The organism is Vibrio sp. Vb2131 (genome assembly GCF_033338535.1).
GTDB classification, from domain to species: Bacteria; Pseudomonadota; Gammaproteobacteria; order Enterobacterales; family Vibrionaceae; genus Vibrio; species Vibrio alginolyticus.
The window spans coordinates 93,134-116,159 of sequence record NZ_JAWOSW010000006.1; the positions used below are offsets into that span (position 1 = coordinate 93,134).

Here is a 23,026-nt window from a genome sequence, read left to right on the forward strand (position 1 = left end):
CCACCATGATTAAGGAATCTTAGTGGCACTATGATAACGATGAAAGCCAGTGTCTGATCAACTCAGCGTATACTAACGAGATGGAAGGGGGATGAACAGAGTTTTCTGATCGCACTTAGGTATATCAGCGAATAACACAATAATTTTCGCTTTCGAGTAAGCGAAAATGGAAAGAGAGTCGTTGCACAGGACGATTAAGCTAACAGGATTATTACTAGGGAAGAAATAGAATCTTCTTTTTCTTCCCCATATGTGTCGCATCGATATTATGCGCTTGCGTAAATAACGCTGCCGCCTTTTATGGTGTCAATGATCTCGCGAGACAACTTCTCTGGCAAAGCAGGGCAACCCCAACTGCGTCCGAGGTATCCATTCTTCTTGATGAAGGAAGGGTTTGCGTAATCGGCGCCGTGCACGACAATGTAACGCTCGCGAGCTTTGTCGTTTAATCCAGAGCTTAGCCCATCTAATCGAAGTGAATAGCCATTTGAGCCGTAGTAAGTGGTATCAGTCAAAAAAGTGCCCAATGATGTTTTTCGCGAGTTCACGACATTTGAAAACTGTGTCGCTGTTTTCTTTCCGCTGTTCACGCCGTGAGAAACATACGTATTGTAGATTAGCTTCTTTTTATCTAAATCAACCACATAAAAACGCTTTTCAGTTGATGGTTTACTATAGTCGATGATCGTTAGTACCGACTTCTTTCTATCGGGTGTCTTCTGATAAGCGATGTAAGCGTCACTGAACAACTTAAAGTCTACTATGCCATCTAGCTTGGCTTGTTTAAACACATGTTCAGCTTGCTTTGGTCGTAAATGATCCCTGGGTTCGTTATCTGATTGTTTTGCAAAAGCAAAAGGTGAGACAGACAACAGCGCACATGTAAATAATAAAATTAACTTTTTCATCTTGGCTAAATAAAACTCTATGGTGTTACAAATTTACCGATTGCTTCATGCATTCGTTAAAACAACATGCACATCAATATAATTCTATTCCCAATGTTTCTTATTGCACGCTTAGGTGCTTGATATTGGGTTGACGATAAGTTTTCGAGTTAAAAACTAACTAATTGAAACTTATATAAAATATGAAGTTTAACGATGGTTTCTATAAACTTCGGCGTAAATAATATCTGATATATGTAATTAATAAAACTGTGTTTAAGGATATTTGTGAAGTTGCTAATTTATAAAAACGGCGTTTTATTTTTCGTACTTTAGAAACTCTTTTTATTTCAATGTGTTTTCTTTTTCTACGCTTTATCCAATACCTCAAAAGTTTGTGATTTAACTCGTAACAAATCGTAACGCCGAATCGTTATGTGTATAAATGCATTTATAATGTATGAATAAACAACAGGGTGGTAAGAAAAGGCAGTAAAACAACGGTGAATCGGTTGTTTTTAATTCACGATTGACAAAGCTAAGTCTAAGTCGTACAAAAATTGAACTTGTGAATGTATCGTTTAAGTGAGAGTGATGAGCTCGACAAAAGTGAAGTGATGCGTGCTATTGTTTATTCTCTAATTTATTCGATTACATAAGGAAGGGTACATAGTAAAAATTGAAAAAATAATTCTATCGTGTGGATTAAAATATATAAATAATAAAACTTAGAAATTAAAAGATAAGAACGCCAGATATTAATTCATTAAATTTTTGAACATGAAAGTAAACTCTATCTATTATGTTTGGTTTGGTTTGGTGTGAAAGCGCTCGTCTCATTAAGAAAAGCGCTCAAATTTATTTAAGGACGGTTATGACAGCATTTAATAAAGTGTTTATTGTCACTCCCAATGTTAATGATTTTGCAATGTTGCAAGAGTCGCCATTGGAAATGTCTCTTCAAGTAACGGCAAGCAAACCTATCCAACTCTATGGAGAGTCTGTTAAAGCCAGTTGGAAAAGTATTGATATTGAATGGTTAGACGTTAAGGGTGAAAAGCCATTACCCAGGCCTGATATTGCAGCATGGGGATCTTTTACTCTTGCTGTATCCGCTTCTATTGCGGATAAGCTCGATGTGTTGAGCGAGAATGTCGAATTTTTACCATTAAATCTACAAGGAAAGCCTTGGCGAGCATTAAACATTGTCACTCAAATTGATGCCATTGATACCTCTGCTACCGAGTATAATCTTCGTCATGGTAAGCTAAGTCGTGCTAGACCGTTTAAGAAACTCGTTTTGAATAGAGAAGCCGTTAATGAATCTGACTTGTTCAGAGTAAAAGGTGCTGGGCTCAGAACGTTTTGCACGGACAAAAAAGGTGGCTTGTACGATAGCGTCAAAGCGCTGAATTTGACCGGTTTGGATTTCAAGGAAGTGCTGGTTTAAAAACGAATAAATAGTGATTTACTCGACTAAAGTCATAGATATAGGTATGGGGGAACAAAAGCTGAGCATCTATCAATGAAGCTCATATACAACTAAATACAGCCGCCACAGTTGTGACTGCTGTACTTCTCCCCTTAACTTATGTTCTTGAAACCCTAATTGAGCTGACCATGGACGCATCAAATCGACTGTCGTCATTTGCCGATTGCCACCACAAGCTCAATTGTTCTTTAGTCATTGGTTTGCCAAATAAATAGCCTTGCATATAGTCGCAGCGGTATGCCGATAGCCATTCATGCATCATATTGTGTTCAATACCTTCTGCTGTAACCGTTTTATTTTGGGCATGGCATAGCTCAATAATAGGTTTGATCACATGGCCGTTATTGGTGTTCATCAATGTAACGAGGAACTCTCGATCAAATTTGATTTTTTGAACCGGATACTGAACGAGCTGAGTTAACGATGTGTAACCAGAACCAAAGTCATCAATTGCAAGACGGTAGCCACGTTTTGATAGCTCATCAAGTAGAGCCGTGCCTTGTTGTTCTGCGGCAAAGGTTTCGGTTATTTCTATCTCAATACATTCTGGTTTAACACTGTGCAGTGTCGCTTGTTCATGGATGTAGTTTGCCATTTCTATCGAGTTTAGCTCTGCTGATGAAAGATTGACCGAAAGAACAATATCCTTACCGAAAATATTCCTTAATTGATGGTATTCCGCCGTTGCATTGGCGAAAACCCAGCGGTCAATTTTATCAAATAATCCGGCTTGCTCTGCAATTGGAATAAACTCCTTTGGGGGGATAGGGCCGATACCTTCGGCTTCCCAGCGCAACAAGACTTCCAACCCCTCAATTTCGTTGCTTCGATTGTTCATATAGGGTTGAAAAACAAGGTGGAATTCTTCCTCTACATTGCTTTTTCGGAGCGCACGTTCAAGCTGACTTCGTCTTTGAGACTCAATATTGAGAGCGGCTGAATAATAGGCGTATTGATTTTTCCCTGCCCGTTTTGCTTGATACATAGCCGCATCGGCACTGGAGAGTAACTTCGCGATGTCAGTACCGTCTTGAGGATATTGTGCAATACCTACGCTTGCCGTAACGGGAAATGAATTACTCCAAGATGAACTGAGATTACTAATTGGTTTTAGTAACTCTGATGCAAGCAAATCAGGCAAGCGTTTTACCTCTTGATTTGAGCTCAGCAAAATTGCAAATTCGTCACCAGATAACCTGGCGGCAAAGCAGGGGCTGTTGTAATCGTGCGAGAACTTTTGACAGGCATTCTTGATGTGTGATGAGAACACTTTTAATAAGTTATCTCCCAATTCATGCCCGTATTTATCATTCACGTATTTAAAGTTATCAAGATCGACGTAAACAACCCACAGAAACTGCGAAGGGGAGATAAGTTCACGAGTGGCAAGCTCATGAAAACGATGGCGATTGGCGAGTTGCGTCAGGTGATCCGTTTCAGCTAGGCGTTTTGTCTTTTTATAGATGACATTAAGTTCCTCATACATATCAAAAAAGCGTGCAGAGAGGCGTCCTATTTCATCGTTTGTTTCTAGCTTTTCAATATTGTCACGTTGATTAGATTCAAGTTCGTTCAGCTGCTTATCAAGGCGAGAAACAGGGCGCAACACATAGCGGTACAACACCAAAATGATTAATGTGATAGTGAAAAACGCCGCTACGCCAAAGGAGAAAGCAAGTTCTAGCCACACTTTATCGACTTTATTCCACATTAAATATTCGGCAGGAGAAAGCACGGCATAAAAGTGCGGCAGCAGCTCAATGGTTTGAGCGAGAGGAATATCAAGATAAATGGGTTTGTCGGCGAAAGTAATCACGCTGTGCGTGTCAAACTCGATGTCATGCTTAATCTCGTTAAAGGCTTCAAGTGATACGGAAACTACCACAAAAAACACATTTTTCGAGTCAAAGCTCAAAGGGTGAGTCCCCGTTCTTTTGTCGACGACCTCATATTGAAGAAGAATGCTTTGTCCACTGGAGTTATAAATAAAGCCAGTGTGACTGAAAGCCTCTCTCTCATTGAAACTTCGTGATATGTACTCTAATACCTTTGGGTCGACCACGCCCGATGATTCGTAATATTTGTTTTCTGTGTAGTAGAGAAGGTTTTGTTTGCCGTCGAGGATCGCCATGCTCGCATCGCCTTTGTAACCATGGCTTAATACTTCAGCGGTCTCGTCTAATCGATTAAACAAGACTCGCTCACGATAGGGGTTGTTATGATTAACCAAATAGTCTTGTAATACATCACTTTTACTGAGCGTATAGGCATAGCTATTAAGAAAAATATTCGCTTGTCGAAACTGCCCGGCCAGCTTTTCCATCTGCAACTGAATATAGCTGTCTTCCCGCTTGATGAGCGTCACTTTTTGAATGCTATAAATAATATAGCTAGATACTAACGCGCTTAATAAGATCACTGGCGCGACAAGCAAAATGACTCTATTGCTTAACTTCATTATGGTTCTTAGTTTCCGTTTGTGTCCCTACAAACGTCGCGTACCAGGTAAGGTACTGAACGGATGATGTGTTTTGGCAAATTGTAACCAGATTGTAAGGTGAGCGTTCTCCAAAATCAGGCAGCTATCTAAGAATTGTGATGACGTGAAAGGTTTCGAGCTTATTAACTAGAGGTTTTCTCAGTAGTTGGACGTCTCTTTTCCTTCCTCCCTGTATAAAACCTAACCGTAATGACAGGTAAATACCATCATCGAAACGTTTCGATGGTAAAGTGTGACTCAAGTGCACTTTTCCTATTCAATGACAATTGAATTACAGATCATTCTCACACCTTATCGATCTCACACTGGTCAAATTGCGATGACGAATTATTATTTCATCGAAACGTTTCGATGAGTTTTCTGTTAATAACGAAAACACTTTAAGACAGGCGCTCATGGTTGTATGAACGTGTAACCGAAAGGTCGATGAGATGAAAAAAAGTACCCTAATTAACTCAGATATTTCTTACTTGGTGGCGACGCTAGGCCACACCGACGAGATCACGATATGTGATGCTGGTCTACCAATCCCAGAGCATGTTCAGCGAATCGATTTGGCGCTAACGCATGGGGTACCAAGTTTTCTTGATACTGTTCGCGTAATTCTATCTGAGTCCCAAATCGAAGGGGTCATCATTGCGGAAGAGTTCTCTGATGCAAGCCCAGTTTTGCATGAAGCGTTGCTCAACGAACTGAGCAAAGAGAGTGAAGAAACGGGCAAATCTATTGAGGTGAGCTACGTGTCACATGAAGCGTTTAAAGCACGCACGGCCCAAAGTCGCGCTATCGTAAGAACGGGCGAATGCTCGCCATATGCGAACGTTATTTTCCAAGCGGGCGTGGTTTTTTAAGCCAGAGATATTGAGGACAGATTATGACTCAAGCCATTCTACAACTAAGCGAAATTGAGAAGGCGTTTCCGGGCGTAAAAGCACTCGACAAAGCAAGCCTGAATGTTTATCCAGGCCGTGTTATGGCGCTGATGGGTGAAAATGGAGCAGGCAAGTCAACGTTAATGAAGGTGTTGACAGGCATTTACCACATGGATGCGGGGAGCATTCAATATCAAGGTCAGCCGGCGGCCTTTAAAGGGCCACGCGATTCACAGGAAGCTGGTATTAGCATTATTCACCAAGAGCTGAACCTGATTCCTGAACTGACGATTGCCGAAAATATTTACTTGGGACGAGAGTTCACTGGCTCCTTAGGGCGTATCCAGTGGGGCAAAATGTATGACGAAGCTGACAAGCTTTTAAAACGTCTCAATGTCAAGCACTCATCAAAAACATTGCTTGGCGATTTAAGCCTTGGTGAACAACAAATGGTGGAAATTGCAAAGGCACTTTCGTTTGAGTCGAAAGTCATCATTATGGATGAGCCAACGGACGCATTGACCGATACCGAAACGGAATCACTGTTTAAAGTGATTAAAGAGCTTCGCGAGCAAGGATGCGGCATCGTATACATTTCGCATCGTCTTAAAGAAATCTTTGAAATCTGTGACGACATTACCGTGCTTCGTGATGGTAAGTTTATCGGTGAGTGCAAGGTGTCCGACACTGATGAAGATGGCCTAATTGAAATGATGGTTGGCCGAAAATTAGAAGAGCAATATCCACGTATTGATGTCCAACATGGCGAAACTTGTCTTGAAGTCATTGGTTTGACTGGGTCTGGCGTTCAGGATGTGAGCTTTACTCTCAAGCGTGGTGAGATTCTTGGAATTTCTGGCTTGATGGGCGCAGGCCGCACTGAACTCATGAAAGTCATTTACGGCGCATTACCTAGTGAGCATGGTGTTATCAATCTTGATAACAAAACTATTAACCCGGTTAGCCCGCAAGATGGCTTGGCAAATGGTATCGCTTACATCTCTGAAGATCGCAAAGGCGATGGTTTGGTTTTAGGTCTTTCGGTTAAGGAGAACATGTCACTTTGTTCGCTAAACCAGCTGACCAAAGGCTTCCAGATTCAACACAGCGACGAAGTGATTGCTGTGGAAGATTTTATTAAGTTATTCAACATTAAAACCCCAACGCGAGATCAAATCATCGGCAACTTATCTGGTGGTAACCAGCAAAAAGTTGCGATAGCGAAAGGGTTAATGACGAAACCTAAAGTTCTGATTCTGGATGAGCCGACACGTGGTGTTGATGTCGGAGCAAAAAAAGAGATTTATCAGCTCATCAACAAGTTTAAGGTCGAAGGCATGAGCATCATCTTGGTTTCTTCCGAGATGCCTGAAGTGCTCGGCATGAGCGACCGTATTTTAGTGATGCATGAAGGTCGTATCACTGGCGAATTTGATGCGAAAGACGCCGATCAAGAAAAATTACTCGCCTGTGCCGTAGGCAAAGAGATCAATGAGGAAGCAGCATGAGTACGAATACCATGAGCAAACCAACCGAAACGAGCAACAAGAAGTTGTTCACAAAAGAGTGGCTGATTGAACAAAAATCACTGATAGCTCTGATCTTTCTGATCGTTGTTGTGTCATTTTTGAACCCGAACTTCTTTACGGTCGACAACATTCTCAACATTCTTCGTCAAACCTCCGTGAATGCCATTATCGCAGTGGGTATGACATTAGTTATTTTAACCGCAGGTATCGACTTAAGTGTTGGTTCGGTATTGGCGTTGTGTGGTGCCTTTGCGGCAAGCATGATCGCGCTTGAGGTTCCGGTGCTGGTGGCGGTTCCCACTGCTTTAGTCGCAGGTGCAGCGTTAGGTGCGATCAGCGGTATCATTATTGCGAAGGGTAAGGTGCAGGCATTTATCGCTACGCTGGTTACCATGACGTTACTACGTGGTGTGACCATGGTGTACACCGAAGGTCGTCCAATCTCGACAGGCTTTACTGACACCGCAGATGCGTTTGCATGGTTTGGTACTGGCTACGCGCTAGGCATTCCGGTTCCTGTTTGGTTAATGGTGGTTGTGTTTGCAGCGGCTTGGTATTTACTTAACCACACGCGCTTTGGTCGCTATGTTTACGCACTAGGCGGCAATGAGTCTGCGACTCGCCTATCAGGTATCAATGTAGACCGAGTGAAGATTGGTGTCTACGCCATCTGCGGTATGTTAGCAGCGCTTGCAGGCATTATTGTAACGTCTCGTCTTTCTTCGGCGCAGCCAACAGCAGGTATGGGCTACGAGCTAGACGCTATCGCAGCGGTTGTTCTTGGCGGTACCAGCTTGATGGGCGGTAAAGGCCGTATCATGGGTACCTTGATTGGTGCGCTGATCATCGGTTTCTTGAACAATGCACTTAACCTACTTGATGTTTCTTCCTACTACCAAATGATTGCAAAAGCAGTGGTTATCTTGCTGGCGGTATTGGTAGACAACAAAAACAAGTAATTCATAACAATCTGTATATATAAAACAGTGAATACAAACCGAGTCAGGGGACGTGTACTGGCTCACCCTACACAAAGGACTAGAACGATGAAAAAACTTGCAACTCTTATCTCTGCTGCACTTCTTTCTTCAACCGTATCGGTAGCGGCGCAAGCTCAAGATACCATGGCGATTGTGGTTTCGACGCTAAACAACCCGTTCTTCGTAACGATGAAAGACGGTGCGGAAGCAAAAGCGAAAGAATTGGGGTACGACTTAATTGTACTGGACTCGCAAAATGACCCGAGTAAAGAACTGTCGAACATCGAGGATTTAAGTATTCGCGGCGTAAAAGCAATTCTTATCAACCCAACGGATTCTGATGCAGTGTCTAATGCAATTCGTATGGCGAACCGTTCTAAGATCCCTGTGTTGACATTAGACCGTGGTGCAAGCCGTGGTGAAGTTGTGAGTCACATCGCGTCGGACAACGTAATTGGTGGTGAAATGGCAGGCCACTACATTATGGAAAAAGTCGGCGAAAAAGCAAAAGTCATTCAACTTGAAGGTATTGCGGGCACATCGGCAGCGCGTGAGCGCGGTGAAGGCTTTATGAATGCCGTGAAGGGCAGCGATATGGATCTTCTTGCTAGCCAACCAGCTGACTTTGACCGCACAAAAGGTCTAAACGTAATGGAAAACCTGCTAGCGGCTAACCCGGATGTACAAGCGGTATTTGCACAGAATGATGAAATGGCGCTAGGTGCACTTCGCGCAGTTCAAGCTTCTGGCAAAGATGTCGTTATCGTTGGTTTTGATGGTACGGAAGACGGCATTGCAGCAGTTAACCGTGGCAAACTAGCGGCAACTATTGCTCAGCAACCAGATCTTATCGGTGCTTTAGGTGTTGAAACGGCTGACAAAGTTTTGAAAGGTGAAGAAGTAGAAGAGTACATCCCAGTACCACTAAAAGTAGTCACTAAGTAAGTTTCAAGTTCCAATAAATCATCCTAATTTTTGCTCTCTCCTCCGTTTATATCTGTCGTTTAGGAGGTGAGGGCAAATTTACCCAAAATACTGCAAAGTGTGGGGTATAGATGCCTTTGGCTTTTTATCGAGAATCCTTCGTCAGGAAGAGAAGTTAAAGTCATCTAATGTATTTTCCTAAACAGTTTTTAAAAAGGGTTCATTCAGAACCGAGGATAACCGTATGAATAAGTTAGTGGTGTTAGGTAGTGTAAACGCTGACCATGTTCTTCAAGTGCCTTCTTTCCCTCGCCCAGGCGAGACGCTGCATGGTCGCAACTATCAAGTTATCCCAGGTGGCAAAGGAGCCAACCAAGCCGTCGCGGCGGCGCGATTAAATGCAGACATCGGTTTTATCGCTTGTGTGGGCGACGACTCATTCGGCATTAACATTCGCGAAAACTTCAAAATGGACGGCATCGATATCACTGGTGTGAAGATGCAGCCAAATTGCCCGACAGGTATCGCGATGATTCAAGTGTCGGACAGTGGTGAGAACAGCATTTGCATTTCAGCTGAAGCAAACGCCAAACTGACAGCAGAAGCGATTGAGCCAGATTTAGAGCGTATTCGCCAAGCAGATTACTTGCTAATGCAATTGGAAACGCCGATGTGCGGCATCGAGAAAGCCGCGCGAATCGCGAAAGATGCCAAAACCAATGTCATTCTGAACCCAGCGCCAGCTCGTGAATTGTCTGATGAATTACTGTCTTGCATTGACGTGATTACGCCAAATGAAACCGAAGCTGAAGTTCTGACAGGTATTACTGTAACAGACAACGAAAGCGCGCAAGAAGCGGCGAATGTGCTACATGGTAAAGGTATAGAAATTGTCATGATCACACTCGGTGCAAAAGGCGTTTGGCTAAGCCAAAACGGTCGAGGCGAAATCATCTCGGGTTTCCGCGTTGAAGCGACGGATACTACCGCAGCGGGCGATACATTTAATGGGGCATTCGTCACTGGTCTCCTAGAAGATTTACCTTTAGAATCAGCGATTAAGTTTGCACATGCGGCGGCTGCAATTTCTGTGACCCGCTTTGGCGCGCAAACGTCGATTCCAACCCGCGAAGAGGTGGACGCGTTTCTCGCTGAACAATAAGGCGCACAACGCCTCATTAAAATAGGAGTAGTAACATGGCGACGATGAAAGACATCGCAAAACTGGCAGGGGTTTCCACTTCAACAGTGAGCCATGTTATTAACAAGACGCGTTTTGTGAGCGAAGAGATCTCTGAACGCGTTAACAATGCCGCAAAAGAGCTTAACTACTACGCACCCTCTGCGTTGGCGCGTAGCCTCAAAGTCAATCGTACCAAAACCATTGGTATGCTCGTGACAACCTCAACCAACCCATTCTTTGGCGAAGTCGTAAAAGGCGTCGAACGCAGCTGCTACCAAAAAGGCTACAGCCTCATTTTATGTAACACCGAGGGTGATAACGAACGTATGCGTCAATCCATTAATACGCTATTGCAAAAGCGTGTCGATGGTTTGATCTTGATGTGCTCGTCGCTAGAAGGAGAGCGTATCGATGTATTTGAGCGTTACCCAGATATCCCAGTTGTGGTAATGGACTGGGGGCCGATGCTATTTACAAGCGATAAAATCCAAGACAACTCACTTCGTGGCGGTTACTTAGCGGCGAAATACTTAATTGATTGCGGCCATACCGAAATTGGGTGCATCACTGGCCCTTTGATTAAACACCAAGCGCAAATGCGATACGAAGGTTATAAGCGAGCAATGAACGAAGCGGGCTTGGAATTTAATGCCAATTGGATCATTGAATCGGACTTCGAATGTGAGGGTGGGTATCAAGCGTTCAAAAAAATGGCTCAGCGTGGCGCATTACCCAGCTCGATTTTCGTCTCTAACGATATGATGGCGATGGGTGTGATTAACGCCGCAAATGAGCTCGGTATTAAAGTGCCGGACGACCTGTCCATTATTGGTTACGATGACATCCATATCGCGAAATTTATGTCGCCATCGCTAACTACCATTCATCAGCCTAAGTACCGTTTGGGGCAGGCTGCCGTTGAGACTCTTGTCCGAAGACTGGACGACAAATCTAACGACGCTCAAGTCGTTCAACTGGAACCAACATTGGTTGTACGCAACAGTGTGACGAATTTCTCTTAATTAAAAACAAACGCATGGTTAACAAATTTAGTGCATATAATTTATAAAAAATGGGCTAAAAAATAAATAAGCATGCAAAACAGATGTTCGAATTTATTAACTCAACATTTGAAAAGTGTGATTTTTTGCGAGTAACTCGAAAGATTTCGTGTCGATAGTGCTTAAAAAGCTTATTATTAATAAAGCCTATAATTAGATTTATAAATTATTGAGATGAATGGAAAATCTTTATGTTAGTTAAGAGATATGCACAGTATTCAGTAAAGAGGCCGTGGTTTCACCGTTTCAATATTTCACTAGTATTAACGGTGTTTGTCGTGAGTGTTTATGAACTACTTGCGAATGAAGAGTATGTATACTTGGCTGGCGTGGTGTTTACATTTGCTTCGACTTTACTGTTCGCGTCAGCATCGACGTTCAAAAAGCGCTACCTAGGACACGAGTCCTAGTTCATTTGGAATGAATAATTGAGATAAATAGGTACTTTCAAGTAAGTAATGAATCTGAATTATGATCGAGTGCATCAAGAGGAGGACAAATGTCCTCCTTTTTGTTGGGGATCACGCTCTAATATAAGCGTATTCCAAACAAAATAATAAAGGACATGTTATGGACCTCTTTGCCTTACTCGATATTAATAATACTCTCGTTAACATTCCGATCGGCGACGGCTACGCAATGAGTTGGATCGAAGCTTTCGGTACCGTTTTTGGACTGCTTTGCATTTGGTTTGCCAGCCAAGAAAAAACCATCAACTACTTATTCGGTTTGCTGAATGTCACGCTTTTTGCCGTTATCTTTTTTCAAATTCAGTTATACGGATTATTGCTTCTTCAATTGTTTTTCTTCTGTGCGAACATTTACGGCTGGTATGCGTGGACCCGTCCAAACGCACAAGGTGAAACGCTGGAAGTTCGCTGGTTAAATAAACAGAAACTTATTACTACTGCCTCTATTAGCGTTGCATGTATCGCATTATTAACGATCTATATCGACCCATTTTTCTTTGCGCTAGCAAACATTGCTGTTGATAGCTTGAATCTCTTTGGTGCTGGCTTGGCTGAACCGGTGCTTGAACCTGACGCGTTCCCGTTCTGGGATGCAACCATGACAGTACTGTCTGTTGTTGCACAAATTCTGATGACACGTAAATACGTCGAAAACTGGATTCTATGGGTTGTGATTAACATTATCAGTGTGGGTATCTACGCGACGCAAGGTGTTTACGCAATGTCTGTTCAGTACGCGATTCTTATGTTCATCGCTGCCAATGGCACGCGTGAGTGGGCTCGTAGCGCTAAGCGCAATGGCGATAAAACCTTAGCGCACGCTGCTGCGTAAGGAACGAAGAATGGCCAAACAACCTCATATCGGAGTGGATGAAACACAAATCGCTCCCCTCGTTATTGTATGCGGCGAGCCAGATCGAGCGAATCGTATCGCGGCATTATTTGATGATGCAGAAATGGTGTCGGAAAACCGCGAGTATCGTGTGTTTACCGGCAACTACAAAGGCAAGCCTGTTTCAGTGTGTAGTACAGGTATAGGTGCGCCATCGATGATCATCGCAGTGGAAGAGCTAAAACAGTGCGGTGTGACTCATGTGGTACGCGTTGGATCTGCGGGGGCAATGCAATCAGGCATTCATCTTGGCGAGTTGATCATTGCCGAAGGCGCGGTAAGAGATGAGGGCGGCTCTAAAGCGTATGTCGATTCGTCTTATGCAGCCTACGCAAGCTTTTCACTGTTAAAGGAAGTTGAGCGTTACTTGTCGATGCAAAAAGTGCATTATCATTTTGGTGTGGTACGTTCTCACGACAGTTTCTATACCGATGACGAGGATGCAATATGCCAACATTGGAACAAGAAAGGCATCTTAGGTGCCGATATGGAAACCTCTGCGCTGTTTACGGTCGGTCGACTACGAGGCCTTCATGTGGCTTCGATATTAAACAACGTGGTGCTGTATCAACAAGATGTGAAAGAAGGGGTTGGTCAGTACGTTGATGAGGCCAAAGTAATGATGCAAGGTGAGAAGAGCGCCGCGATTACGGCATTAGAAGCCTTGGTTGCTCAGCGTTAGCCAGTCTTTATCTCAGTAAGTCACATAAACAGAATAGATGTAAAGCGACAGGTCACTGTCGCTTTTTTATTTGGAGTTACGGGGTACAATCCACCTTAAATAGTTGTCCGTAACTTTTTCTGAGAGAGCAGAAAATGAAAATCAGCCCTTATCCGACTGGTCGCTTCAAAACATACCTTGAAGAAAAGAGTGCCACCTTTCGCGATTTGATTTATCAATGCCAAATAAATTCGCGTTACTTTGATGCTGGGGAAGCAATTCTCCGCCAAGGTGAGCAACTTCAGTACTTGTATGTTGTGCCAGTAGGTCGAGTCTCGATGAACATATTGGCCGCAAATGGACGACGTTTTCAATTAGGGGAAGCTAACTGCGACTATCATATTTATGGTGAAATGGAGCTCTTCACTCAGACTCCTTGTCAATGGAATGTGATAGCAGATGAACATATGCAGGTTGATGTTATCTGTATCCAAAAACTAACCGAAGCACTGCAAAATTATCCCCAAATGATGGTGTTCTTCGCTTCAGCATTGGCTGAGTCTTATCAAGACTCCATGGATATCTACACTAATCGTTTGTTGCATCCCATTACTTACAACATTGCCTATGATCTTCTCGTCCGTAATCAGACGGATAAGCTGCTTGGTGGCTTTGATAAAGTGAACCAAGAGGCTGAGCGGTTTGGTACCTCAGGCCGAGTCTATCGACGTGCAGTTAAGGACTTGATTGAAAAGGGATTGATTACCAAAACGGACAACGGTTTGGAGATTATTGATGAGCTGGCACTCAAAGCGTTTATTGAAGCGCATGAATGATACGCCCAGGTATTGAAATTGATGAGTTTTATAAGTCTTTGATATATCTAAGTCTTGAGTAAACGTAACTAATGTAAAGTACCTTAAATTTTGTTGAATGCATTAAAGAGTAGCGTTATATTGCGAACGCGTATGATAATAGATCTCATTAAGGCTTAACAAAATGAAAAAATTCGTCGGTGCGGCTATGCTGTCGTTATTTACTGTTTCTCCTTCTTTCGCTGCTAAAGTTGTGATTGACCACTACATGGGTCAAACAGAGCTAGAGCAATCCCCAGAGCGTGTGGTTGTGATTGGCTTTGGCCCGCTAGATGCGCTGGACAACTTTGGTATCGATCCTGTTGCAGTATCTAACTCGTCTAATCTTCCTAGTTACCTTTCAAAATACAGCAAAGATAACTACACCTCTGCGGGTAGTTTGTTTGAACCTGATTTTGAAACCATCTACATGCAAAAACCGGATTTGATTTTGGTTGGTCCGCGAGCGTCTGCGAAATATGAAGAGCTGAGTGAAATTGCCCCTACAGTTGTTTTCGCGGCGAAAGAAAACCAAGGCTATTGGGAAGGCACGCAAGCGCAATGGCGCAATATTGGTAAGATCTTCAATATCGAAGAAAAAGTAGAGCAGAAAATTGAAGCGTTAGATACTCAATTCAAAGCAATCCGCGACTACAACCAATCGAACAAAAATGATGCATTAACGATTTTAAGCATGGGTGACAACATCAGCGCGTTTGGTGCCCAGTCGCGATTTGGCGTCATTTATAACGACTTTGGCTTCTTGGAAACGGTTGAGCACGTGAAAACGGGCACTCACGGAGATGTCATTTCTTATGAGTTTATTCGTGAAGCTAACCCGAAAAATATCCTCGTGGTTGACCGAAATTCTCTGACAGGTACGCCGGATAACGATATTCGTAAATCCATGGATAACGACTTAGTCAAAGCGACTGCGGCATATAAAAATCATAAAATCACCTATTTAGATGTGGACGCTTGGTACTTGTCGATGTCTGGCGTGACAGCAACAGAAAAAATGGTCAGTGAGATTAAGCAAACCGTTGAACTGTAATCCAAGATAGCAGAGGTTAACTTTGAAGAAGTTATTGCTAACCCTTGTGGTTTTAAGCACGGTTTCGTTATTTGTTGGGGTGGCAAACATGACACCCCAACAACTCTTTTCAGGTGATGAGAAAGCATTAGAACTTTTCTTTACCAGCCGTATACCACGTTTATTTGCCATATTGCTTGCTGGTGCTGGCTTGAGTATTGCGGGTCTTGTCATGCAGCAAATCAGCCAGAACCGATTTGCGGCACCTTCTACAACTGGTACGATCGAATGTGCCATGCTGGGCTATGTACTGAGCGTGGTTTTCTTTGGTAATGATAATCACCTTTGGCTCGTGTTCGGCATCTCGGTATTTGGGACGCTGGCGTTTGTTTTCTTTATTCAGCGCATTCAATTTAAGAGCGTGGTTTTTGTGCCACTTGTCGGGATTATTTTCGGCAATGTCATCCAATCCATGACTACGTTTATCGCTTACAAATATGATGCACTTCAAAGTCTGAATGCTTGGACAGTCGCAAACTTCGCTAACATCTTGCGTGGTGATTTTGAACTGCTGTACATCGCGGTACCAATGGTTATCCTCAGCTATCTTTTTGCCGCAAGGATCTCCGCCGTAGGTATCGGAAAAGATTTCGCGATTAACTTGGGTTTGAATTATCAGCAGGTTGTGACGATTGGCGTGCTATTGGTGTCCATCATGTCAGCAAGTGTCGTGATGATTGTTGGCCAGTTGCCATTCCTAGGGCTTATTGTGCCTAATCTCGTGAGTCACTTTTATGGCGATAACCTCAAAAAGAACATTCCGCTTACGGCCATGTATGGGGCCATTTTAGTGTTGTGTTGCGACTTGGTGAGTCGTTTAATTATTTTCCCTCATGAAATGCCAATCTCTATCGTGATCAGCATATTGGGTGGCGTGGTATTCATCGCTATGTTGTTGCGAGGTAAGCAACATGCGTGATTCAACGAAAATCCTGCTGCTAGGTGGCATTGCGATTCTTTTCGCGTGTCTGTTTATTGGTATTGGGCTAACGGCTGACAACTACCAATATTTTTTGTCTCGTAGAGTTCCTAAAGTATTGGCGATAGTGCTAGCGGGTGTGGCCATTGCTCAGTCTTCACTTGTATTTCAAACCATTACGCACAACCGAATTTTAACGCCAAGTATCATGGGTTTTGATGCGCTGTATGTGTTAACCCAAATTTTGATCGTGTTGATTTTTGGTGGGTTGAGTACCTTAGTTCTTAACTTGTACGTCAATTTCGCGATTGCAGTCATTGTAATGGTGTCGTTTTCGCTACTGCTGTTTGGGTTTTACTTTTCAAAAGGCAGCAAGAACTTGATTACGTTGCTATTGGTCGGCTTGATCTTTGGTCAGCTATTTTCCAATGCGGCGTCATTCTTTTCTTTGCTGATGGACCCAAACACATATGCAATTGTTCAGTCGAAACTGTACGCCAGTTTCAATAATGTCAAAGTGAACTTGGTTTACTTTAGTGCTCCGGCTTTGATGTTTGCATGTTGGTTGTTGTTTAGGATGCATCGCACTTTAGATGTGTTTTGGCTCGACCAAGACAATGCGAAAAGTTTGGGTGTTGATGTACCTAAAGTGACGAGAAATGTGTTTATTATCTCGGCGGTTTTGATTGCTATTTCTACGGCTTTGGTAGGGCCAATCATGTTCTTTGGTTTACTAGTGACCAACTTAAGCCGAGAAATGTTCCGAAGTTACCAACATAAAACGCTATTGGTCGGATGTTCGTTTCTATCCATCAGTTCATTACTTGCTGGGCAATGGATAATCGAAAACGTGTTCAGTTTTGAGACGACGTTGAGTGTCGTAATTAACTTTATCGGCGGTGCGTATTTCTTATACCTGCTGCTGAAAAACAAAGTTGTATAAATATGATAGTAATAGACAAATTAACGAAGGCTTTCGGTTCAAACCAAGTCGTAGACGAGGCCAATACTCAGTTTGAAAAGGGCAAGGTAACATCGATTATCGGTCCAAATGGCGCGGGAAAGAGCACGCTGTTATCTATGGCCTCGCGCTTAACGGAGCGAGATGGCGGTAGTGTTATCATTGATTGCAAGGAAATCGCGGAATGGGACACAAAAGAGCTAGCGAAAAAACTGGCAGTACTTCGCCAAGCTAACTCGATTACAATGCGGTTTACCGTAAAAGAGTTAGTCTCTTTTGGTCGTTTCCCATACTCTAAAGGAAATCTGACTAAAGAAGATCATGAGGTCATAGAACAAGCGATCGACTACTTAGATTTGCAAGATATTCAAGACAAATACTTGGATGAATTAAGTGGTGGTCAGCGACAGCTTGCATTTATTGCTATGGTGATTGCACAAGATACAGATTATGTCTTTCTTGATGAACCTCTTAATAACTTAGATATCAAACACTCTCTTCAGATCATGAAAGTTGTGCAGCAGTTAGCCCATGACATGAATAAAGCCATGGTGGTCGTGATTCATGATATTAATTTCGCGGCGTGTTACTCAGATGTCATATTGGCGCTTAAGAAAGGCAAGGTTGTGGCGAGTGGTGCGGTTGAAGAGGTTATTCAAGCATCTACGCTAGAGGACATCTACGAAACGCCATTTAACATCATAGAGTTAAACGGTAAGCGCATGTGTACCTATCATTAAGCGAGCTAGTTCGTTTTAAACGAGATCAATAGATAGGCGGGCTTACTTGGTGAGCTCGTCTATGATTGGGCATCGGCTCTCTGCATCTCCAGGACAAGAAGAAACCCAACCTTCAAGTTGTGTTTTGATCTCCATGAGGTGTGCAATTTTTTCTTCAACCTCTCTCAGTTTGTCCATGGTTCTTGCTTTTACTTCACTACTTTTGCGGTTGGGGTTATGAGCAAGTTGTACGAACTCTTTGCATTCTTGCAACGAAAAGCCTGCGCTTTTTGCGCGTGATACCAAGTTAAGCTCTTGAATATGATTATCTGAATATTCGCGATAGCCAGAGTCGCTACGCGCTGGTGGAGATATGATCCCTTTGTCTTCATATAATCGAATCGACTTAGATGAAAGCCCTGTGAGCTTCGCGACAGCACCAATATTCATGTTTAACCTCCATAACGTTTAAGGCGAGTATATACCGATGTTGTGGATAAGACACTCCTAAATAACAGTCAGTTACCTAGAGTCCCCTTACTCTTTAATCACTTCATGTGGTGGCACACCAAATGCCTTTTTGAAGGCATAAGTGAAGTTAGAAGGGTGGTGGTATCCGGCTTCATAGGCGGCTTCTGTTATCGTCACTAGGCCACGTTCCAAATGTTGCCTAGCAATCTCAAGACGTCGAAAACGAATGTAGCCGTTTATGGTCATATTAAGTGATTGTTTAAATCGGCGCTGCAGGTTTGAAACACTCATTGAGAATTGGCTCGCCAACTTTTCCAAGCGTAGTTCTTGATCAAGGTGAGTTTCAATATAGCTGACAATATCCTCAATCCGACCGTCAATGTGTCGTTCAATACTGCTGTTTTTAGCACTGAAATTCTTAGGAATTTGCTTGGTGGCTTGATGTAATATTTGATAGATCAAGCTTTCGACCTCTAGCTTTTCTTGGAACTCTTGCGGTGTTTCTCTATTTGTTAACGTTTCGGCCAGCTCGCATAGCGTCTGGTTAGGCTCCAACTGTTGAAACGCCTGATGAGAGTTAAAAAAGGCTCGATGACTACAATTTTGCTCAAGGCGGGCCTCTAGCCATTGGGGCTTAACCAATATGTTGATCTTATTAATGAGGTTATCTTTGAGCAGTGAACGACGAAAATTTGCAGGTTTGAGTAAGTTCACCACTACACCCTTAGGGCCGTCGCTCGCGTCTAAATCAAATTGCAAATCGTCGTAGCCAAACGAGAGTCTACCTTCTAAAAGAATAGTGACCAGCAGTGAGGCGTGTGCAGTAGAAACAATATTCGAATCAATAAGTTCTAGACAACGCCCGCCATGAACAAAAATTTGATCATTGTACTGATATGATAGGAACTTACCTTCGGCCAGTTGAGTTTGACAAGGTTGGCCTTGCGTGACAATCCATTGTTTCTCTGTCGCCTCTAGTCTTTGGGTTAAAGCTATCTTGGCAATTTTAGTTCGTTTTGTTGTGACTTCCTGCATTTGACACTTCCTCATAACACTTGTGCGATTTCGCATAACCAAATCGCCTTTGTATTTATAAAACTCATGCTTATTATACCTGAGAATTATTATCATTAATATTTAGGAATGAAGTTATGGAAAGCCCTGCTTGTTCACCTATCAAGCTTTCAAGCCTTTGCCTTGCAGTGGGAATGGCGCTATCAACCCCTGTTTTAGCTCAAGATACTGAGTCACATTTTGAAGAGGTCGTTGTATGGGGAACGAAAGTTTCCAGCAACACTGAGTCGATGTTTGCGGACGACATGTCACTGAAGCAAGCCGATCATATGTCTGATTTACTGCGCGATATTCCCGGTGTAGATGTTGGTGGAACACACTCTGTGAATCAACGTATTACGATTCGTGGTTTGAGCGAAACCGATTTGGACATTCGTCTTGACGGTGCTTCTCAGCATGCGAGCATGTTCCATCATATTGGTAACTTGACGCTGAACCCTGACATTCTCAAATCTGCGGACATTCAGGTAGGTAATAACTCTGTGACTCAAAACGGGTTAGGCGGTTCGGTTTACTTTGAAACGAAAGACGCTCGTGACTTACTTCGTTACGATGAAAAGTTTGGTGCGCGTGTTTATGGCGGCTATGCATCTAACGACAACCAGCAAGGTTCGTTGACACTGTACGGACTTTTGTCCGAAAACATTGATGCGATGGTCTATGGCCATTACGTTACGCGTGATGATTTTGAAGATGGTGATGGCAATAAAACCTATGGTGCAGCAGGTGATGTTTACAACATTCTGGCTAAGCTGGGGTATGAACTAAATGACATCCATCGTTTTGAGCTCTCTTATGACATGTACCGAGACAGTGGAGATTACAGTCCGCGTCCTGATATGTCGGGTAGTGCAAATAATAGCCTGTCGAGCAAGTTACTTATCCCTACGGATTATGACCGCGATACCGTTACCTTGAGTTACGAGTTGCGAGGCGAACAACACCAAGGAAACGTCACTCTTTATAATACCGAGACAGAAATTAAACGTGACGAAACGGTGATGGCCCCTCGTTGGCCCTCGAACCGTTTATCAAAGAACACCGCCAAAAACCAAAACTTTGGTTTGAATGGCAAATTCCAATCAGATGTTATGTTAGGTGAGTTTGATAATCGAGTCACTTATGGCTTCGACTACATGGATAAAACGTCTTCGAGTTACTACGGTAGTCGTAAGTTTATGGACGAATCGGCGATTTCAACCGCACTGTTTGTAGAAGATCAGTTCTTCTTCTCTGATGCCTTCTTTATTACCGCAGGTATGCGCTTTGATGATTACAAACGCAAAGCTGAGACAGGAACCAGTAATTATGATGATGTGACTTGGGCTCTAGCAGCAGAGTGGGCGGTGACTCAAGATTGGACGTTGTTTGCGAGTGCACGTTCTCTATTTAAAGGTCCAGAGCTAATGGAAACCTTTATTGCTTACCAAGACGTTGCATTTTTAGAGGATGGGTTAAAGCCAGAAACGGGATTGAACACGCAGGGTGGTGTTCGTTTTGATAAAACCTTTGATAAGCATTTCTTTGGGGCGAATATTACGGTATTCCAAACGGAAATTGATGATTACATTGCAGATCAGTACCAAAACGCGACTCAAACTTACCTGATTTACAACTTAGGTGATGTTGAGATTAAAGGCTTTGAGGCAAGTGCTTCTTATGGTTACGACAAGTTTAACAGCAAACTTTCTTACTCTAAGTCGGACACCAAAAACAAGAATACTGGTGGTCCTGTTGCTGGGGGCAATGGGCGTAGCATTGATATGGGTGATAGCATTGCTCTAACTTTGGATTACCAGTCAGACGCTTTAGAAACGCTCTTCGGGTGGAACTCAATGTTTGTTCTAGAGGAAGACAACGTCTTTGATGGTCAGCCAAAGAAAGCAAGTTATGATGTACATAATCTATACGCTCAATGGGTGCCGTCTGATATTGATGGACTGTCGGTGACCTTTGGTATTGATAATGTATTTGACGAGTTGTACAGCTCTCACGCGTCTCGTTCTGGTACTGCACGTGGCTTCACGCTTGATGACTACGAGCCGGGTCGCAACTTCAAGCTCTCTGCAGCTTATCAATTCTAACAAGGTTCTTCATAGGACGTTTCAAAGTAACGAGTAAGTTCATGATTAAAGAAAGCACCCGAATAGATAGCGAACACGCTGACAAATACTTAGTGACGCTTTGTCGGCATTTTGGACGAAAAGTTCCTGCTACTTGGAATGAAAATAGCGGTTTGGTGACATTTCCGACGGGAAAAGCGGAGTTTAACCTTTGTGCATCTAGCTTAACTATAACCTGTGAGGCGGATTCAGAAGAGAAACTGAATACGGTTAAGGCGATCATTTCATCGCATATGGATATGTTTTCTCGTCGAGAAACATTAGCACTTAGCTGGGTTCGTTAGCGCTCGTTTAGGGATGCTGTGATAGAAAGGGAATATTAAAAGCAAAAGCCCGCAATCTTATGATTTGCGGGCTTTTATTGTTTGAATGCTATTGCGCTTTCTCAGGCTCTAGGCTTTTTTTTTCCTGCTGCATTTTTGCTAGGAAGTAGATGTTAACGCAAGCAATAAAACCGTTAGTTAATACTACAGGCCAAGAATCAATCATTAGTCCGTAAGCAGTAAATAGCGCACAACCAATAAAGTTAAGGATACGAAGCTTAACAATATCTTTCATAGTTAGCGAAATAGCGACCATGATTGAAGCTGCATAACCTAAAATCTCAACCATATTCATGTCCATTTTTTGACCCTCTTAAAATCTGCCGAATTTTGTCGGTACCAATTCTTCTCATCTTGAGATTAATGAGGAAGCTCCATGCCTCGAATGGTCTTTTTTTGTTGTATGGACGCACTATATCAATGGAAAAACCGTGATAAAAGCCTCAAATCAAGGTTAAGAGAAGGTTAGCGATTACGCAAACGTTTAGGACTGGAATTACTGATAATTTTACTTATTGTGTTGATTGATAATAACGATGACATTAATAGCTCAAACACCATTGAAAGTAAGGGAATATTTACATATGATTGAAAATGATAATTATTTTCAAGTGCTGTGTTTATGTATTTTATTATTAGCTTGGTCGTGTTTTTTTTGCTGTATATCAGAACAAAACCGAACTCGTGGTGTGCGGGGATTCATATCGTAAGCCACTTTTGTATCGTTGCATTTTGTCCTGCAATTTATGTTGTTCAATATTTAATCGTTACGTTTTTTTCGTCACCGATATTGATTAAGATGTCATCACGCTCCGGTGTATACAACATTCTCATTGCTTTTCTTCCATTATTGATCGCAACCGGCAGTCTGGCGTTTAGCTGAATGATTTCATCTCTCTTCTTTTCTTAAAACAACTACACTTAATTAGAATAAGGTATCAATTTCATATAATTATTCGATATCTACGCGTCAGCACATGTGTCACATTTCTGTGACTACGAGTAAGTTTTACTTATGTTGCTCGGTAGTAGGGTATT

General features: G+C 42.7%; 22 protein-coding genes. 17 read left to right on the forward strand and 5 right to left on the reverse strand.

What is annotated here, in order from left to right; genetic code table 11:
- Positions 1-266 precede the first annotated feature (266 nt).
- On the reverse strand, positions 267-908 hold the full coding sequence (locus R7E38_RS09235) for a murein L,D-transpeptidase catalytic domain family protein (RefSeq protein WP_033906463.1): 642 nt from the start codon (positions 906-908) through the stop codon (positions 267-269).
- 853 nt (positions 909-1,761) lie between these two features.
- On the opposite strand from R7E38_RS09235, the gene R7E38_RS09240 reads away from it, so the two are divergent.
- Positions 1,762-2,337 carry an imm11 family protein gene (locus tag R7E38_RS09240; RefSeq protein ID WP_053349404.1) on the forward strand — a complete coding sequence of 192 codons (576 nt, stop codon included), beginning with the start codon at positions 1,762-1,764 and terminating at the stop codon, positions 2,335-2,337.
- Between the two features lie 139 nt (positions 2,338-2,476).
- On the opposite strand, the gene R7E38_RS09245 is transcribed toward R7E38_RS09240, so the two are convergent.
- Complete coding sequence (locus R7E38_RS09245; RefSeq protein ID WP_054574642.1) at positions 2,477-4,837, reverse strand: EAL domain-containing protein; 2,361 nt, start codon at positions 4,835-4,837, stop codon at positions 2,477-2,479.
- A 473-nt stretch (positions 4,838-5,310) separates the two neighbouring features.
- On the opposite strand from R7E38_RS09245, the gene rbsD reads away from it, so the two are divergent.
- The 14 genes from rbsD (at position 5,311) to vctC (ending at position 18,018) form a co-directional block, all read left to right on the forward strand.
- A complete protein-coding gene (gene rbsD / locus R7E38_RS09250) occupies positions 5,311-5,730 on the forward strand; it encodes a D-ribose pyranase (protein ID WP_005382620.1) in 420 nt (139 codons plus the stop codon).
- Between the two features lie 23 nt (positions 5,731-5,753).
- Entirely contained in the window at positions 5,754-7,259 is a 1,506-nt protein-coding gene (rbsA, locus tag R7E38_RS09255; protein ID WP_226083154.1) for a ribose ABC transporter ATP-binding protein RbsA, read from the forward strand.
- Positions 7,256-8,239 (forward strand): ribose ABC transporter permease, encoded by a 984-nt coding sequence (gene rbsC / locus R7E38_RS09260; protein WP_005373145.1) that lies wholly within the window; start codon positions 7,256-7,258, stop codon positions 8,237-8,239. The genes rbsA and rbsC overlap by 4 nt, the downstream gene beginning before the upstream one ends.
- A gap of 87 nt (positions 8,240-8,326) precedes the next feature.
- Positions 8,327-9,205, forward strand: a complete 879-nt coding sequence (gene rbsB / locus R7E38_RS09265; RefSeq protein WP_005373143.1) for a ribose ABC transporter substrate-binding protein RbsB — start codon at positions 8,327-8,329, stop codon at positions 9,203-9,205.
- Positions 9,206-9,428: 223 nt separating this feature from the next.
- Positions 9,429-10,346, forward strand: a complete 918-nt coding sequence (gene rbsK / locus R7E38_RS09270; RefSeq protein WP_005382617.1) for a ribokinase — start codon at positions 9,429-9,431, stop codon at positions 10,344-10,346.
- A gap of 35 nt (positions 10,347-10,381) precedes the next feature.
- The gene (locus R7E38_RS09275) at positions 10,382-11,389 is read left to right on the forward strand and encodes a substrate-binding domain-containing protein (RefSeq protein WP_064354714.1); all 1,008 of its coding nucleotides are present in this window, start codon (positions 10,382-10,384) and stop codon (positions 11,387-11,389) included.
- 230 nt (positions 11,390-11,619) lie between these two features.
- Positions 11,620-11,838: a hypothetical protein gene (locus tag R7E38_RS09280; protein WP_005499106.1), complete on the forward strand. Its 219-nt coding sequence runs from the start codon at positions 11,620-11,622 to the stop codon at positions 11,836-11,838.
- A gap of 160 nt (positions 11,839-11,998) precedes the next feature.
- Entirely contained in the window at positions 11,999-12,730 is a 732-nt protein-coding gene (gene pnuC, locus R7E38_RS09285) for a nicotinamide riboside transporter PnuC (RefSeq protein ID WP_025767870.1), read from the forward strand.
- Between the two features lie 10 nt (positions 12,731-12,740).
- Positions 12,741-13,472, forward strand: a complete 732-nt coding sequence (locus tag R7E38_RS09290) for a nucleoside phosphorylase (RefSeq protein ID WP_226083153.1) — start codon at positions 12,741-12,743, stop codon at positions 13,470-13,472.
- Positions 13,473-13,606: 134 nt separating this feature from the next.
- On the forward strand, positions 13,607-14,287 hold the full coding sequence (locus tag R7E38_RS09295) for a Crp/Fnr family transcriptional regulator (RefSeq protein ID WP_226083152.1): 681 nt from the start codon (positions 13,607-13,609) through the stop codon (positions 14,285-14,287).
- Positions 14,288-14,450: 163 nt separating this feature from the next.
- Complete coding sequence (locus R7E38_RS09300) at positions 14,451-15,359, forward strand: siderophore ABC transporter substrate-binding protein (RefSeq protein ID WP_065275234.1); 909 nt, start codon at positions 14,451-14,453, stop codon at positions 15,357-15,359.
- A gap of 22 nt (positions 15,360-15,381) precedes the next feature.
- Complete coding sequence (gene vctD / locus R7E38_RS09305) at positions 15,382-16,317, forward strand: iron chelate uptake ABC transporter permease subunit VctD (RefSeq protein WP_017820306.1); 936 nt, start codon at positions 15,382-15,384, stop codon at positions 16,315-16,317.
- Positions 16,310-17,260 carry an iron chelate uptake ABC transporter permease subunit VctG gene (vctG, locus tag R7E38_RS09310; protein ID WP_005376631.1) on the forward strand — a complete coding sequence of 317 codons (951 nt, stop codon included), beginning with the start codon at positions 16,310-16,312 and terminating at the stop codon, positions 17,258-17,260. The genes vctD and vctG overlap by 8 nt, the downstream gene beginning before the upstream one ends.
- 2 nt (positions 17,261-17,262) lie before the next feature.
- Positions 17,263-18,018 carry an iron chelate ABC transporter ATP-binding protein VctC gene (gene vctC / locus R7E38_RS09315; protein ID WP_226083145.1) on the forward strand — a complete coding sequence of 252 codons (756 nt, stop codon included), beginning with the start codon at positions 17,263-17,265 and terminating at the stop codon, positions 18,016-18,018.
- Positions 18,019-18,060: 42 nt separating this feature from the next.
- On the opposite strand, the gene cueR is transcribed toward vctC, so the two are convergent.
- Together cueR and R7E38_RS09325 are read right to left on the reverse strand one after the other, a co-directional pair.
- Entirely contained in the window at positions 18,061-18,447 is a 387-nt protein-coding gene (gene cueR / locus R7E38_RS09320; RefSeq protein WP_005376627.1) for a Cu(I)-responsive transcriptional regulator, read from the reverse strand.
- Positions 18,448-18,534: 87 nt separating this feature from the next.
- Positions 18,535-19,503 (reverse strand): helix-turn-helix domain-containing protein, encoded by a 969-nt coding sequence (locus tag R7E38_RS09325; protein WP_005382609.1) that lies wholly within the window; start codon positions 19,501-19,503, stop codon positions 18,535-18,537.
- 116 nt (positions 19,504-19,619) lie between these two features.
- Here R7E38_RS09325 and R7E38_RS09330 point away from each other — a divergent pair, with 116 nt between their 5' ends.
- Together R7E38_RS09330 and R7E38_RS09335 are read left to right on the forward strand one after the other, a co-directional pair.
- Positions 19,620-21,626 (forward strand): TonB-dependent siderophore receptor, encoded by a 2,007-nt coding sequence (locus R7E38_RS09330; protein ID WP_226083144.1) that lies wholly within the window; start codon positions 19,620-19,622, stop codon positions 21,624-21,626.
- A 41-nt stretch (positions 21,627-21,667) separates the two neighbouring features.
- A complete protein-coding gene (locus tag R7E38_RS09335; RefSeq protein ID WP_033906471.1) occupies positions 21,668-21,949 on the forward strand; it encodes a DUF2218 domain-containing protein in 282 nt (93 codons plus the stop codon).
- Between the two features lie 88 nt (positions 21,950-22,037).
- On the opposite strand, the gene R7E38_RS09340 is transcribed toward R7E38_RS09335, so the two are convergent.
- Entirely contained in the window at positions 22,038-22,289 is a 252-nt protein-coding gene (locus tag R7E38_RS09340) for a YgjV family protein (RefSeq protein WP_005376619.1), read from the reverse strand.
- Positions 22,290-23,026 lie beyond the last annotated feature (737 nt).